Source organism: Neptuniibacter sp. QD37_11 (genome assembly GCF_047778105.1).
Taxonomy (GTDB): Bacteria; Pseudomonadota; Gammaproteobacteria; order Pseudomonadales; family Balneatricaceae; genus Neptuniibacter.
Window position 1 is genome coordinate 2,775,164 of record NZ_CP180552.1, and the last position, 15,038, is coordinate 2,790,201.

Annotated in this window: 13 protein-coding genes and 2 riboswitches; of the genes, 3 read left to right on the top strand and 10 right to left on the bottom strand. The window is 43.2% G+C overall.

Annotated features, from left to right (window positions below):
• Nucleotides 1-94 precede the first annotated feature (94 nt).
• A complete protein-coding gene (locus ACMXYT_RS12940) occupies nucleotides 95-1,075 on the bottom strand; it encodes a TAXI family TRAP transporter solute-binding subunit (RefSeq protein ID WP_415893493.1) in 981 nt (326 codons plus the stop codon).
• Between the two features lie 371 nt (nucleotides 1,076-1,446).
• Here ACMXYT_RS12940 and pfkA point away from each other — a divergent pair, with 371 nt between their 5' ends.
• Complete coding sequence (gene pfkA / locus ACMXYT_RS12945; protein WP_415899017.1) at nucleotides 1,447-2,454, top strand: 6-phosphofructokinase; 1,008 nt, start codon at nucleotides 1,447-1,449, stop codon at nucleotides 2,452-2,454.
• Between the two features lie 18 nt (nucleotides 2,455-2,472).
• Here pfkA and ACMXYT_RS12950 read toward each other — a convergent pair whose 3' ends face one another.
• Complete coding sequence (locus ACMXYT_RS12950) at nucleotides 2,473-3,102, bottom strand: MBL fold metallo-hydrolase (RefSeq protein ID WP_415899018.1); 630 nt, start codon at nucleotides 3,100-3,102, stop codon at nucleotides 2,473-2,475.
• Between the two features lie 162 nt (nucleotides 3,103-3,264).
• On the opposite strand from ACMXYT_RS12950, the gene ACMXYT_RS12955 reads away from it, so the two are divergent.
• On the top strand, nucleotides 3,265-3,525 hold the full coding sequence (locus ACMXYT_RS12955) for a DUF5062 family protein (protein WP_415899019.1): 261 nt from the start codon (nucleotides 3,265-3,267) through the stop codon (nucleotides 3,523-3,525).
• Nucleotides 3,526-3,536: 11 nt separating this feature from the next.
• Nucleotides 3,537-3,611: riboswitch (cyclic di-GMP riboswitch) on the bottom strand.
• A 226-nt stretch (nucleotides 3,612-3,837) separates the two neighbouring features.
• On the top strand, nucleotides 3,838-4,323 hold the full coding sequence (locus ACMXYT_RS12960; protein ID WP_415899020.1) for a MarR family winged helix-turn-helix transcriptional regulator: 486 nt from the start codon (nucleotides 3,838-3,840) through the stop codon (nucleotides 4,321-4,323).
• 14 nt (nucleotides 4,324-4,337) lie between these two features.
• On the opposite strand, the gene ACMXYT_RS12965 is transcribed toward ACMXYT_RS12960, so the two are convergent.
• From ACMXYT_RS12965 to mutM, 8 genes are all read right to left on the bottom strand, one after another.
• A complete protein-coding gene (locus tag ACMXYT_RS12965) occupies nucleotides 4,338-7,007 on the bottom strand; it encodes an EAL domain-containing protein (RefSeq protein WP_415899021.1) in 2,670 nt (889 codons plus the stop codon).
• 271 nt (nucleotides 7,008-7,278) lie between these two features.
• On the bottom strand, nucleotides 7,279-7,512 hold the full coding sequence (locus tag ACMXYT_RS12970) for a hypothetical protein (RefSeq protein WP_415896839.1): 234 nt from the start codon (nucleotides 7,510-7,512) through the stop codon (nucleotides 7,279-7,281).
• A 60-nt stretch (nucleotides 7,513-7,572) separates the two neighbouring features.
• Nucleotides 7,573-9,465, bottom strand: coding sequence for a phosphomethylpyrimidine synthase ThiC (thiC, locus tag ACMXYT_RS12975; RefSeq protein WP_415885555.1), 1,893 nt, complete (start codon nucleotides 9,463-9,465; stop codon nucleotides 7,573-7,575).
• A 43-nt stretch (nucleotides 9,466-9,508) separates the two neighbouring features.
• Nucleotides 9,509-10,324 (bottom strand): bifunctional hydroxymethylpyrimidine kinase/phosphomethylpyrimidine kinase, encoded by an 816-nt coding sequence (thiD, locus tag ACMXYT_RS12980; RefSeq protein WP_415899022.1) that lies wholly within the window; start codon nucleotides 10,322-10,324, stop codon nucleotides 9,509-9,511.
• A gap of 55 nt (nucleotides 10,325-10,379) precedes the next feature.
• Nucleotides 10,380-10,471: riboswitch (TPP riboswitch) on the bottom strand.
• Between the two features lie 1,086 nt (nucleotides 10,472-11,557).
• Nucleotides 11,558-12,595, bottom strand: coding sequence for an MJ1255/VC2487 family glycosyltransferase (locus tag ACMXYT_RS12985; protein ID WP_415911525.1), 1,038 nt, complete (start codon nucleotides 12,593-12,595; stop codon nucleotides 11,558-11,560).
• Between the two features lie 4 nt (nucleotides 12,596-12,599).
• Nucleotides 12,600-13,139 carry a phosphatase PAP2 family protein gene (locus ACMXYT_RS12990; protein ID WP_415882179.1) on the bottom strand — a complete coding sequence of 180 codons (540 nt, stop codon included), beginning with the start codon at nucleotides 13,137-13,139 and terminating at the stop codon, nucleotides 12,600-12,602.
• Between the two features lie 86 nt (nucleotides 13,140-13,225).
• Nucleotides 13,226-14,158, bottom strand: a complete 933-nt coding sequence (locus tag ACMXYT_RS12995; RefSeq protein WP_415899024.1) for an alpha/beta fold hydrolase — start codon at nucleotides 14,156-14,158, stop codon at nucleotides 13,226-13,228.
• 12 nt (nucleotides 14,159-14,170) lie between these two features.
• On the bottom strand, nucleotides 14,171-14,983 hold the full coding sequence (mutM, locus tag ACMXYT_RS13000; RefSeq protein ID WP_415911526.1) for a bifunctional DNA-formamidopyrimidine glycosylase/DNA-(apurinic or apyrimidinic site) lyase: 813 nt from the start codon (nucleotides 14,981-14,983) through the stop codon (nucleotides 14,171-14,173).
• Nucleotides 14,984-15,038: the final 55 nt, after the last annotated feature.

The following is a 15,038-nucleotide window of genomic DNA, read 5'->3' on the forward strand; positions in this document are numbered from 1 at the left end:
AAACAGCTTATAATAGTTTTGTAGAGCCAAGCCTGAGCAAAAGCCGTAAAGCAAAACGGGGACATTAAGTCCCCGTTGCCTATCAAGCCAACTCTTATAGAAGACCTGCTTCTTTGTAGTACTTAATTGCACCAGGATGCAGAGGCGCAGACAAACCATCTTTAACCATCTGCTCTTTCTTCAGGTTAGCAAAAGCTGGATGTAGTTTGCGGAAAGTATCGAAGTTTTCAAAGACAGCCTTAACTACCTCGTAAACCACTTTTTCTGGCACTTTTGCGGAAGATACAAACGTTGCACCAACACCGAACGTTTGCGTATCAGCATCATTACCGCGATACATACCTGCTGGAACAGTTGCTGTACGATAGTAGCTGTTATCGCTGATCAGTTTTTGAACTGCTGCACCATCCACATTTACAAGCGTACTGTCACAAGAAGTTGTCGCTTCTTTGATTGCACCACTTGGATGTCCTACTACATAAACCATGGCATCGATTTTATTGTCACATAGAGCACTAGCTTGCTCAGACGCTTTAAGTTCAGAAGTTAAAGCGAAATCATCCATCGTCCAGCCTTTAGCTTCCATCAGCACTTCGATAGTACCGCGCTGACCAGAACCTGGGTTGCCGATATTTACACGCTTACCTTTAAGGTCATCAAAGTTTTTAATACCAGAATCAGCACGAGCGACAACAGTGAAAGGCTCAGGGTGTACAGAGAAAACTGCGCGTAGATCTTTGTTAGCACCTGTATCTTTAAATTTGCTAGTGCCATTATAAGCATGGAACTGCCAATCAGACTGAGCTACACCCATATCCAATTCGCCGGCGCGGATAGTATTCAGGTTGTAAACAGAACCGCCTGTAGACTCCACAGAGCAGCGGATACCGTGATCCTTACGGTTTTTATTCACCAATCGGCAAATTGAACCACCTGTAGGGTAATAAACGCCGGTTACACCGCCTGTGCCGATAGTGATAAATTCTTGTGCTGATGCTGCAGTCGAACCACCCATGGCAGCTAAACCAACACCCATCGCTAACAAACTAGAGGTAACCGTCTTACGAAATACCATAACAAACTCCATCTATTATATTTTTATAATTCGAGCTTTGCTTCGAGCTCTTTTTAAACCCATCTCTCTTGATACTAGTATCACCACTCGTATGTTTCAAAAAAAACAGAGACGGTAAAACAACAAACCAAGTAAAGGCTGATGATAGATAACATGCCTAGGAACACTTCATCAATACGAACTAATACTTAGAGACAACTTCAACTGATTATTCTGTTAGACCAATAGAAAAAAGTGGATATCCCTGCAATCACATAGATAGACCACTCATCTTTGATAAAAAATCAACTAGTCTGCATCCAGATACAATCTGAGCTCTTAGGAAGTACGCTAAACTTAACTGCGATAAAGCAGCTAATAGGCTCGATACTATGTCCACAGAGTTAACTACGCTTACTAAAGAAGACAAACCAACAGCTATTGCAGTGCTGACCAGCGGAGGGGATTCACCCGGGATGAACCCAGCCATTCGAGGCGTAGTTCGTTCTGCTCTGCATAAAAACATTCAAGTGTATGGCGTAAACAAAGGTTACAGCGGCTTAATTATCGGAGATTTATTTGAAATGAACTCCGCATCTGTAACCAACATTGTCCAACGAGGGGGGACATTACTCAAAAGTGATCGCTGCCTAGCTTTTCTTGATCCAGCGGTTAGGCATCAGGCAGCCGAGGTTTTGCTCAAAAAAGGTATTGATAGCCTAGTCGTAATTGGCGGTGATGGCTCTTTAACTGGGGCTCACATGCTAGCCTCGGAAAGCTCGATTCGTGTGATTGGTCTGCCTGGCACTATAGATAACGATATCTACGGCACTGATGACACAATTGGTTTTGACACAGCCGTTAACACTGCTCTCGATGCTATAGACAAAATCCGTGATACAGCCCTATCTCACGAGAGCTTGTTTTTAGTAGAGGTCATGGGCCGAAACTCCGGCTTTATAGCTACCCATGTAGGGATAGCCTGTGGTGCAGAGTTGGTCGTTATTCCTGAGTATGAAGTTAAAGTAGACGCTATCTCATTTCAGCTTGCCAACAACCGCGCACAAGGCAAAGGATCAAGCGGGATTATTGTTGTAGCGGAGGGACCTACCCCGGGCCTTACATACAATTTAGCTAAACAATTAGAGCAGCATGGCCAGCAACCTAAGGTCTGTATTTTGGGTCACATACAAAGAGGCGGCCGCCCTACAGGGCATGACCGAGTACTTGCATCCTGTCTAGGAGCTGCGGCTGTAGATTATCTTTGCGGTGGTTATAACGATGTAATGATTGGCATAAAAAACGGAGCCATCAATGAGACTCCGTTACAACATATTATCGACAAAAAGAAACAACTAGACGCTCAACTATTTGAGCATGTGCAACTGCTGCACAAATAATAAATCAGGCTATCAAGCCTATCGAACATACGGGTTGCTTTGCATCTCTCGACCAAAGGTTGAGCCCGGTCCATGCCCTGGAATAAACTCGATCGACTGACCTAGCGGGAACAGCTTCAACTTAATTGAATCGATCAATTCTTGGTGATTTCCCTGAGGAAAGTCGGTACGACCAATAGAACCATTGAAAAGAACATCCCCCACCAGCGCCATCTGATCTTCTACATGATGAAACACAACGTGACCTGGCGTATGACCTGGGCAGTGAATAACGTTTAGCGTTGATTCACCTACCTGAACAGTATCACCATCATCTAACCAGCGATCCGGAGTAAAGGTTTCACAAGGCGGAAAGTTAAACATATTGCACTGCTGTGCCATACCTTCAATCCAAAATCGGTCGCCTTTATGAGGCCCCTCGATTGGTAATTTTTTGGATGCAGCTAATTCAGCCGTTCCACCAGCATGATCGATGTGCGCATGAGTCAAAAGAATTTTCTCTAATTCAACACCCTCTTCCTCTGCCGCAGCTAGAATTCGATCTAGATCACCGCCTGGGTCAACCACCGCTGCTTTCATGGTTTGTTCACACCAAATAAGGGAACAATTCTGCTGAAACGGAGTAACCGGAATAATTCTGTATTTCATACGATCGCCAATGGAAGTAGATACTGATAAACCGCAAGTATATCAGGCCTGAGTTAAAGGCAAAGCTTTACGCACCAAAGCACTAGAGCGACCGCTTGTCTTTTTAGAAATTTAGATTCAAAGTTAGTAGATATTTATCTACAAGGACTTTGGGAAGAAGCCATGAAAAAACATAAGCATGAAGCAGAGCTAGTAAAAGAAGCCCTTAAGATAGGTGCTATCTACTTTGAAAAGCGCGGTGCAGGCCACTTTGAAGCCACTGATAGTGCTTCAAGCAAAATTAAAGCAATTTATCGCTTACTAGTGAATGACGGACTTATTCAAGCCTTAGCAAAGGATCAAGTCTCTGAGCCCAACATGAAACATAAATTAGCTTTATGGGTAGAAAGGCAGTTACCGGAGAATCATCCGCTGAAGAAATAAAAAATCTCTCTTTCGATAGCCCAGCCATCCACGTGGGATCTGTGACTTTGCGTCCCAGAATTGCTTCTGGTTTGCCTTTATCGAGAGAGGATCTATTCGCTGGAAACAACTCAACAATCCAAAAAAACCAAAAGGTTAGTCCAGATCTCATTGAGCCTGACTGTAATAGTAGCAGCATTATTTGTAATTACTAAATACGTATTTGAAATTATGCGCAAACAAACGCTCATTAATGTGCTTTTTCTTTGCTATTACGACAGATTCAGGATTACTATTTAAAATACGAATATTGATATCAAGGCTTACAATTCAATGAGTTCACAACAATCAGAACTAAGTTCAAACAATAAAACGGATTTCCTAGATTGCTTGAGACTGATCGAACGGTTACACCGTAGAATCCTTGATATTCTTAAATATCGCCTTGAAGCGTTAGGCTATACCGATATAAATAGCGTTCAAGCTCTCCTACTGCATAACATCGCTGATCGAGAAATGACAGCCAGCGAGTTAAGAACACGAGGCTATTATCTAGGCTCTAATGTTTCATATAACTTAAAGAAAATGGTCGGCAACGGTTATATCAAGCAAGAACGTTCAGAACACGACCTACGTTCAGTCCGTATAAAGCTCAGTCAAAAAGGCTTAGCTGTCCACAACCTGATTGCAGAGCTGTTTGATCAACAATTGGAAGAGATCAGTGCAGAGCGCTTAATGGAAGAAAACGATATGTCTACATTGAGGTCTAACCTGCGACAACTGGAACGCTTCTGGGATCAGCAGATGAACTCTTATTAAACCCTATTGCAGGTTTAACTTGCTAAGGGCTTTTTAGAGCTGGCAGTTTCAAATTCATCCACAGGCAACGGTTTACCAAAGAAGTAACCCTGGTAATCTGTACAATTATGTTCCGCTAGGAACATACACTGCGCCTCAGTTTCAACACCTTCCGCTATAACATTTAATCCAAGATTATGACCCATGGCGATTATTGCTTGGACAATCTCTGCATCATCTTTGTCTTGAATTACATCACGAATGAAGGAGCGATCAATTTTAATTTGATCCAGCGGTAAACGTTTCAAATGTAACAGTGAAGAATACCCTGTACCAAAATCATCTAAAGAGAAACGGATACCCAACTTACGCAGCTGATGCATTTTATCAACCGTGTCTTCGATGTCTTGTAATACAAGGCTTTCTGTTAACTCCAACTTCAAAAGATCAGGTTGAATACCATAGCGGTGGATACAATCAGCAACTTCAGCAACAAAGTGCTCCTGCATAAACTGGCGCGCACTGACATTCACAGCAAGACTCAAAGTGGGCAGATTGGGATCAGTTTGCCATTTCTTAAGCTGCTGACAAGCTTGGGATAGAATCCAATCCCCGATAGGTACAATAAGGCCTGTATCTTCCGCAAGAGGAATGAACTCAGCAGGTGAAACTAAACCTCGCTCTGGGTGGTGCCAACGCACCAATGCTTCAGCACCAATCAATTCGTCTTTATGGTACTGAGCCTGATAATGCAGCTCTAACTGCTGTTCAGATAAAGCTTTACGAAGATCTGACTCCAACGCCGCCATACTACAGAGCGCCTTTTCAGCTTCTGGATCATAAAATCTATAGGTATTTTTACCTGACTCTTTCGCCTGATACATCGCCATATCAGAACGTTTCATCACACTGTCTACCACATCGTCGCTATCAAACAGTGTTATACCAACACTACATGCAGTGTGGTATTGAATACTATCGAGAGAGACTTGTTGCTGTATCGCTACAATTAACTTATCCACAATCCCACCAACTTGAGCTAAAGCGATGCTTTCTTCTATACCCAAGTTTTCCAATACGATAATAAATTCATCACCGCCCAAACGAGCGACCATATCGGCATTACGAACACAGTTATTCAGCCTGTTTGCTACTTCGATCAACAGCAGATCGCCTTGATCATGGCCTTGAGTGTCATTCAAATTTTTAAAATTATCTAGATCAATAAAGAGAACAGCCCCCAATTGATCTGTTATCCGGCAAGAATGAATGGCACTACTTAAACGCTCTTGCAATGAACGCCGATTAGGCAGCCCCGTAAGCACATCATAAAAAGCCAATTTATGGATGTTTGCTTCATCTCTTTTTCTCTGAGTGATATCCGTAAACGCTCCAACGTAGTTGGTAATTTCTCCTGCATCCCCTTGTACAGCGGTTATCGTCAGATACTGTGGATAAATTTCCCCTGATTTACGCTTATTCCAAATTTCGCCCTGCCAGTACTTTTCTTCGTGTAACTGCCCCATCATATCTTTGTAAAATGAAGCCGAATGCTGCCCTGACTGTAATATCGAAGGTTTTTTGCCTATCACCTCATCAGGTTCGTAGCCAGTAACACGTGTAAAGGCGCTATTAACCCTAAGAATGGAATACTCGGAATCTGTAATTAACATTCCCTCTTGCGAATCAAAAGCCGTTGCCGCTATATGCAGCTCTTTTTCAGCACGTTTACGCTCAGTAACATCTCTAGAGAGCACAATAAAATGCGGTAGTTCATGACCAGCACCTACCTTTAACGACACTGATAACTCAAACTCCCTTTCCCCTTTTGCTAAAGGTAAGCGTATTTGGTGACCTCTGGATAGACCATTTTTTTCTGCATCATTCAAAGCTTGCACCACTGTTGTAGCAGCAGCAAAAGGCATGACATCAAACACAGTCTTACCAATAAGCTCTGACTCTGACGCGATTAGCTCATCTTTCTGGGCACTATGGCAGGCGTAATAACGCCCCTGACTATCCATTTCAAATAACAGGTCAGGAATCGCCGCAAAAATTGCTTCTAATTTTTGCCGGGAAAGATCACTTTCATATTCACTCTGTTTCAGCGCTAACTCAGCTTTACGGCGTTCTATCTGATGCGTTAATAAAATCCCGAGCAACACCGTCACTATAGGGAACATCAGCATAATAGGTAATGCTAACTCACTCAGTAACAGATCCACCGTCGAAAACGGAAGAACCAGCAGAGAAAACAACATCACGATGTGGACAACTACACCCAATAAATACAACTGCCACCAAGCGACCGCCCTACTCTCATTTAGGTTCACCCGCCAATAGTGGCACAACAACCCTAGGCCTGAAGAACTGACAATAATGAGAAATCCTGCAAAGATGCCTTGTCCACCTTCGAACAATCGAAAAGCAACCGTAATCGCTACAGCGATAACTGTGGGGATAAAACCGAAAAATAAGCCGGTTACAGAGAGGAGAATGGAACGCGCATCAATCAACACACCACTAACAATGGATAGCGGCATCGACATAATTGCGATCCCGATTACACCTATTAGAATTCCACTGATAACTTTCTTAAGAACAGATAACCGCTTGTGTTCAAAAGAAAAAATATCATACAACGCACCCATCGCTAGCAACAGAGCAACGTTATTGATCAGTGGAATAAAAATACCGTCATTCATCAGTCAAAAGAACCGACCAGACAGTTTGCATTCTTTACCCCAAAATGCGTAAAACGATTAAACATAGAGCGAAATCACATTATTAATGGTAAACGGGATAAATGCTAACCACTAGAAAACGTATACGCTATAGGATATTTAGGGAGAACGGCCTGCAATTGTTGATATACATCAAGAAAATCAGCATCAAAATTTTAGGCCGTGCGATATAGGTCAAATTAGGCATTACAAACCTGCTTTTCACCTAACTTGATAAGAATTGACATCAATTCTATTTTTTAGATTTTTTCTCTTCCTGCGCCTTTGCATACTCTTCGTCTAACTTACCATATTGGCGCTGATATGCTTCTGGGTCCGAACGCCATAATCGGTAAAGTTTACGATCATTCGCTGCCATGGGCGGTGGGTTTTCGCGGGATCGGCGAATCGCATTCAAGGTAACAGGAATAAAAGCAAACAGTACTAATAATCCCACCAGCAGATATTTAAGTAGTTCATCACTCATCAGTGATTCCTCTAATATACAAAAAAAGCCGCACGAGCGGCTTTTTTATAAACTCAGTGGCTAGACCTTATGATAGATCTCAGCGCCTGTTTCTTTAAATTCAGCTGATTTCTCCTGCATCCCTTGATCAGCTTTCGCATTAATTGCTGCTACTTCCTCATCATCCAGCTCACGAACCTCTTGCGAGATTTTCATAGAACAGAATTTAGGTCCGCACATAGAACAGAAATGCGCTACTTTCGCAGACTCTTTAGGCAGAGTTTCATCATGGTAAGCACGCGCCGTATCTGGGTCCAAGCCAATGTTGAACTGGTCTTCCCAACGGAATTCGAAGCGAGCTTTAGACATCGCATTATCACGAATCTGAGCACCTGGATGACCTTTCGCTAAATCGGCAGCATGAGCAGCAATCTTATATGTGATGATTCCTTCTTTTACATCAGCCTTGTTAGGTAGACCCAGATGCTCTTTAGGCGTCACATAACATAGCATGGCACAGCCGTACCAACCGATCATCGCAGCACCAATACCTGATGTAATGTGGTCGTAACCCGGTGCAATATCGGTCGTCAATGGACCCAGCGTGTAGAAAGGCGCTTCGTGACATTCTTTCAACTGCTTATCCATGTTCTCTTTGATCATATGCATAGGTACGTGACCTGGGCCTTCGATCATTACCTGAACATCATACTCCCAAGCGATCTTAGTAAGTTCGCCTAAGGTTTCTAGCTCTGCAAATTGCGCTTCATCGTTCGCATCATAAACAGAACCTGGACGCAGGCCATCTCCCAAAGAGAAAGATACATCGTATGCCTGACAGATTTCACAGATCTCACGGAAGTGCGTGTACAGGAAGTTTTCTTCGTGATGCGCCAAGCACCACTTCGCCATGATAGAGCCACCGCGAGATACGATACCAGTCATACGCTTAGCAGTCATAGGTACATAGCGTAGTAGTACACCCGCATGGATCGTGAAGTAATCCACACCCTGCTCAGCTTGCTCAATAAGCGTATCTTTAAAAACTTCCCAATTTAGGTCTTCAGCTACGCCATTAACTTTTTCAAGAGCCTGATAGATTGGTACCGTACCAATTGGGACTGGCGAGTTACGCATGATCCACTCACGTGTTTCATGAATATTCTTACCTGTGGACAGATCCATGATGGTATCTGCACCCCAACGTGTGCCCCAGGTCATTTTCTCTACCTCTTCTTCGATAGAAGAAGTTACAGCAGAGTTACCAATGTTACCGTTGATTTTAACCAAGAAGTTACGACCGATAATCATCGGCTCAACTTCAGGGTGGTTAATATTGGCAGGGATAATCGCACGGCCTTCAGCAACTTCCTGACGTACGAATTCAGGCGTAATCTCTTCTGGAAGGTTTGCACCAAAATTAAAACCTGGATGCTGTTCTGCAACCACATTACCTTCCGCTTTTGCTTTCGCTAGCTTCATGTTTTCGCGAATAGCAATATATTCCATTTCAGGAGTAATAATACCTTTACGAGCATAATGCAACTGCGTCACATTTTTACCCGCTTGAGCGCGGCGCGGCTTACGCGTTAGCTCAAAACGCAACTCATCAAGGCGCAGGTCAGCTTCACGAACACGACCATATTCAGAAGTCAGCTTGTCCAACTGCTCAGTATCTTCACGCTCTAGAATCCAAGCCTCACGAACAGGCTGTAAACCTTTACGTACATCGATAGCTACTTCTGGATCAGTGTATGGACCTGATGTGTCGTAAACATAAAGTGGATCATTCTTCTCACCACCAAAACCTGTTGGCGTGTCATCTAAACTAATTTCGCGCATTGGAACACGAATATCAGGTCTAGAACCTTCAACATAAACTTTGCGCGATTTAGGAAACGGCTGTACAGAATCTGTATCCACCTTAGCCGTCTGGCTCAATGCCTGATTTTGCTCTGAATTATTATCTACCATCGTTCAACCTGTTCTTATATTGCTTTCATCAGCGTCGATACAACTACGACCAATACGCATGAAAATGATTAACTGGGCCATGACCTGCACCCACGTTCAGTTTGTCCGCCCCTCGCAAAGCAGATGTAATATAGTCTTTAGCCAGTTTTACCGCCGTTGCAGGCGACTCCCCTTTGGCTAGGTAAGCGGTAATAGCCGCTGCCAATGTGCACCCTGTACCATGGGTGTTGTTCGTATTTACCCTAGGACTAAGGAACTCGATGAACTCCTGCCCATCATAGTAAATGTCCGGGCACTCTTTACCCTGCAAATGTCCGCCTTTCAACAGCACCTGCTTAGCGCCTAATCCCAGCAATTCAGCAGCCATGTCAGCCATACCCGTGCGATCTTTAGGTTCGGATTGGCCAAGCATTGCAGCTGCTTCAGGCAAATTAGGCGTGATAATGTCCGCTATCGGAATCAAATGTTTTACTAAGCTATCAATACCATCATCGCTCAGAAGTTTGCTGCCACTAGTCGATACCATAACGGGATCAATAACCAGCGGAACATTTTTACTTTTCAAGAACGACGCAACAGTCAAAACCATATCGGAATTACCCAACATCCCCGTTTTAACCGCATTGATTTCAATATCATCAAATACAGCATCTAACTGCTGTAATAAAAAATCAGCCGAAACAGGGTAGACACTTTTAACTGACTGAGTATTTTGTGCAGTTAAAACGGTAATAGCGGATGTGCCGTAAGCCCCTATTGCTGAGAAGGTTTTTAAATCTGCTTGAATACCTGCACCACCACCGGAATCAGACCCAGCAATAGTAAGCACATTAGGGATTGCGGAAGAAATATTAGCCATCATAACCCCTTATAGCAGGAGCTACATGAACCAAATTTAAAATACATAAATACATAGAAATGAAATCTCGATTTCCTACGCCGGAACAAACCGGATCAGGTTCAACGGGTTTACTCTCAGCCCCAAAGGGCACCCCGACCAAGACAAAATCCAAGTTTAAAGACTCACCTGTATTCTGTCCAGAAAAGCACCTGAAACTCCTTCATCTAGACAAAAATCAGATAAAAAAATATACAAATAAGAAAAATTAGGAATTTTTCTTATTTTTTTTAGCGTATATACGTTCATAATGAGTTACATGGATCTCCTGTTCATGGAAAGAATACAAGGAAGGCCTCGATAAGCGGAACGGATGGCATTGATGCCCTAGGACAAAGACCGCAAGGATTATGGAAGCCATAGAAAAGGGCGCCTCATTGGAAGAGGCGCCCTTTTCGTATCTACCCTACACAAAACAAGCATCTTACCCATCAAATACAGAATTCTTTAAATTAAGAATTTTTCTTATTTCTTTTCCCGTATTTCCAGCCATACTTGATGACATGGATCTCCTGTTCACGGAAAGAATACAAGGAAGGCCTCGATAAGCGGAACGGATGGCATTGAAGCCCTAGGACAAAGACCGCAAGGATTATGGAAGCCATAGAAAAGGGCGCCTCAATGGATGAGGCGCCCTTTTTGTTTATATACACTTCTCCACTTCCCCTACAATTCCCACTATTCGGGAATTATTCCCTGAATTTTCGGGATGACAGAAATTAAGAATAATTCTTATTTTTTTTTACGTATTTCCAGCCATAATTAGCTTCATGGATCTCCTGTTCACGGACTGAATATAAAGGACGGCCTCGATAAGCGGAAAGGATGGCATGACGCCCTAGGACAAAGACCGCAAGGATTATGGAGCCAAAGAAAAGGGCGCCTCATGGATGAGGCGCCCTTTTTGTTTATATTGTGATCATTCCTGCGGGCATATTGCCCGAGTTAGACCTTACAAATGAAATTAAGAATTTTTCTTATTTCCTTTCCAGTGGCAGAAGGCATAATTAGAAACGTGGATCTCCTGTTCATGGAACGAATACAAAGGACGGCCTCGATAAGCGGAAAGGATGGCATTGATGCCCTAGGACAAAGACCGCAAGGATTATGGAAGCCAGCAAGGGGGTTGCTTCACGGAAGGAGCAACCCCTTACTTTTTCCCTACAAATATTCCCGCTCTCTTTACTAAAAACCTTATGCCGTTACGTAAGTAGGCTGCGCCAACCACGTTTCTTCAATAAGATTCTCAATAGATACATTACAACCTGCTTTAATCCATTTAGCTAATGGAGTCGCAACATCAGGAATGTAGAAAGGTTCTGGTTGTGGCGATTCAAGCCAAGCTCCTATCTTTTGACAGTCTAAAGCGTCTACGACTCTACCTAAACCAAGGATTTCCAATATCTCAGCATTGGATTCTTGCTCAGCCTGACCTTTTTGCGGCAAGGTCATTATCTTTTTTCCATATTGCAAAGCTTCACTTAACAAGCCAAAACCGGAATTACAAATCACCCCTTCACAATCAGATAGGTCTTGCTGAAACCCCATTCGCGAAAAAGGCCTGACATGGCAGTTTCCTTGATCCAAGGGCTGATCAACTGAAGAATAGATAAAGAAGTGGGCATGACTGTATTGTTTAAAGGCAGGCATCATAGACTCAAGATCATCATGAGGCAGGTAGACCACCACTTTCTTCTCGGTAAGGATTGGACTAAACAAAGGCTTTTGAATTAATGGTGGGCAGATATCTTGATCGAAACGATCCCAATGCAAACCAATAGGAATATTAGCTGGCGCAAATGACTTTACCTGAGCCTTGAGTAAAGGCCCTGATTTTTTATCGGGCAAATCATGCAGAAAAGCATATTGATGAGCAATACCAACACTCTTAACGCCTTTCAATTTCGCCGCCCACGCAGTTACCGGTTCGAAATCAGTAATCACAAGGTCATATCCCGTAAGGTCGAGCGCCTTAATATCTCTTAGCAGTTGAAAAACATTGTTTTTCGTAAATGTTTTCCAATGATCGACCTTACTACCCTGCATATAAAAGGTTAAGCCCCTTCGGCATTGGTAATCACCAAAGGGTTCCATATTGAAAAGCTTCTCAGGTTCTCGGCCACTAAACAGATAATCAACTTTGATGCCTTCCTTCTCTAATGCCGGAGCCATCACCCGTGCACGAGTGATATGACCATTCCCTGTAGCTTGTACACCATAAAGAATACGCATCAGCTCAGACCATCAAGGACAAGAAAGGAATTAGCGAAATCGCAGCAGCTGCAGAGCTTAAGCCCAGTACTGCACCAGCTAGAATATCTGTTGGATAGTGCACACCAAGAAGAACCCGAGACATACCTATAGCGACAGCTAAAACATAGGATACAACCGCAAATTCAGGATAAAAATGTGCGACAAGCGCAGCAAATACAAACGCAGCAGCAGAATGACCAGATGGGAAGCTAAATTTATCAGACGGAACTATATAAGCTTCAAACGGCAACGAATCACAAGGCCGATCACGCTTTATAGTATTTTTAAGAATAAGGTAGAGCGGCAGTTCAATGGCATAAGCAAATAGCCCCACCAACAAAAACAAAAGACCAAACTGCTGCTCAAAAAGAGCAAGGGCAAAGCCAATGAATAGGTATAAAACACCATCACCTAATCGAGAAACTTGCCGACTTACCGAAGCAATTTGAGCTGCTTTAGGAAGGCCCAAACACCAATTAAAGGTGAGTAAATCAAACGCTGTTACTAGTCGAATAGCACTCATTGTCAGTATCTCCCAATACTTTCATCATGCTTTCAGATGATGGAAGTACTAGGTGACAGCGAAATGAACACTTTTTGACAGTTCAATTACAAAACTGCAGCAGCCATCTCTTTAGAAAACTCCTGCTCGAACCATTGCGCGGCCATAGTCACAACTAGATCAGGTTGCAATAAAGGCACCATATGACCTTGGCGTTTCATTACCAACAACTCCATAGGTTGCTCACAATAATTCATCAAGCGCTGAGAATAGCTCACGGGTAAAACTTCATCTTTATCTCCATGCAAAATAGCAGCAGAGAAACGGTGTACTCTATTCACAATGTTGCAGCGATGGTTAAACAGACTAGACAACGTTTTGAGTGGGTAATCAAAAACAATTAATGGATCATTATTAATTGCGGCACCTGCAGGATGCCCCTTTAACAACTGCTCAAAATCAACGAAAGATTTTAATGGCACTTTATACCCTGGCAGCATTAAGGACGATGCCCATGTCCAGTTCCAACCCATTCGATAAGTAACATCGGGAGCTAAATCAGGTACCAATAACGTCCCGCAAAGGACTGTAGATAGGCGCTCATCCTTTTCAGCTGCAGCAACAGCAAGCAATGCACCTATTGAATAACCGTAAACACCAAATGGGCCTTTAAAGCGCTGCTGCAATACATCTAAAACGTCCGATACAGCATCACACATCTGATCTACAGTGTAATGCCCCCTAGACCCGCCTGAATAACCATGCCCTAGAGGATCAACACCAATAACATTAAAGCCTTGCAGAGATAACTTACACAGTAACTCTGCATAGAGTTCACAGTAGGTACCAATTCCCGGTAGAAAAATAATCGTTGGCGCATCGGGAGCGTACTCGTACAACTCACAATGAACAGCATTTGCACCAACACAAAAGGCTGTACGGTGTTTTAAAAACTGCTCTAAATTCAGCTTGTCACGCAGATCAACACGTAAACTACAACCTTCTTGGGACAAAATAGGCGGTCTGATTTGAACACTCATAATCAACTCAACTTATCGCTGGCAGTGTTTACAAAACACTGTGGAGCGCTGCCCCAAGCGTACTTCTGTTAATGGAGCCATACACTGTACACAAGGCTCCCCTTTTCGACCGTAAACATTGAGCTTTTGCTTAAAGTATCCCGGCTTACCATCACCGCCAACAAAATCTTTCAGCGTAGTACCACCTTGCTCAATTGCAGCAGCCAACACTTTTTTAATATTCTCAACTAAACACGCTAAGAGTTCATAAGAAATATTACCTGCTGCTCGCCTCGGATCGATACCTGATAGAAAGAGCGCTTCGGTGGCATAGATATTTCCAACCCCAACCACAACTTTACTATCCATAATCACTTGTTTGATAGCCGCTTTACGTCCAGCACAGATTGCATGAAGATGCTTAGCATCAAATTGCTCACTAAGAGGCTCTGGGCCTAACTTATATAGCAGTTCATGATGTTCATTAAGCGGTTGCCATAATACCGACCCAAAGCGACGCGGATCCGTTAACCGTAAAGCCTTGCCATTCCCAAAACAGAAATCAACATGGTCATGTTTAAGCACGGGCTCATCTTGCTCAACAATTCTTAAGCTGCCTGACATCCCCAGATGCACCATCACTTCGCCAGTAGATATTTTGAGAAGAATGTATTTTCCGCGGCGACCAACAGACTCGATCACCTGCCCTTCTATCTCATCCGCTAAAAAATCAGGAATCGGCCAACGGAGGTTCGGATTTCGAATCAGCAAACGGGTTACTTTTTGCTTATCAATATGAGGGCTGATACCTCGACAGGTCGTTTCTACTTCTGGCAATTCAGGCATGAATTTCAACTGTAATACAACATTGAAAGCTTAGACTAACATAAAATCAATGAAT

Coding starts and splice junctions, on each gene's coding strand:
- ACMXYT_RS12965 (WP_415899021.1), bottom strand. CDS start 7,007: ATGAATGACGGTATTTTTATTCCACTGATCAATAACGTTGCTCTGTTG.
- ACMXYT_RS12995 (WP_415899024.1), bottom strand. CDS start 14,158: ATGAGTGTTCAAATCAGACCGCCTATTTTGTCCCAAGAAGGTTGTAGT.
- mutM (WP_415911526.1), bottom strand. CDS start 14,983: ATGCCTGAATTGCCAGAAGTAGAAACGACCTGTCGAGGTATCAGCCCT.
- thiC (WP_415885555.1), bottom strand. CDS start 9,465: ATGGTAGATAATAATTCAGAGCAAAATCAGGCATTGAGCCAGACGGCT.
- thiD (WP_415899022.1), bottom strand. CDS start 10,324: ATGGCTAATATTTCTTCCGCAATCCCTAATGTGCTTACTATTGCTGGG.
- ACMXYT_RS12960 (WP_415899020.1), top strand. CDS start 3,838: ATGAGTTCACAACAATCAGAACTAAGTTCAAACAATAAAACGGATTTC.
- pfkA (WP_415899017.1), top strand. CDS start 1,447: ATGTCCACAGAGTTAACTACGCTTACTAAAGAAGACAAACCAACAGCT.
- ACMXYT_RS12970 (WP_415896839.1), bottom strand. CDS start 7,512: ATGAGTGATGAACTACTTAAATATCTGCTGGTGGGATTATTAGTACTG.
- ACMXYT_RS12955 (WP_415899019.1), top strand. CDS start 3,265: ATGAAAAAACATAAGCATGAAGCAGAGCTAGTAAAAGAAGCCCTTAAG.
- ACMXYT_RS12985 (WP_415911525.1), bottom strand. CDS start 12,595: ATGCGTATTCTTTATGGTGTACAAGCTACAGGGAATGGTCATATCACT.
- ACMXYT_RS12940 (WP_415893493.1), bottom strand. CDS start 1,075: ATGGTATTTCGTAAGACGGTTACCTCTAGTTTGTTAGCGATGGGTGTT.
- ACMXYT_RS12990 (WP_415882179.1), bottom strand. CDS start 13,139: ATGAGTGCTATTCGACTAGTAACAGCGTTTGATTTACTCACCTTTAAT.
- ACMXYT_RS12950 (WP_415899018.1), bottom strand. CDS start 3,102: ATGAAATACAGAATTATTCCGGTTACTCCGTTTCAGCAGAATTGTTCC.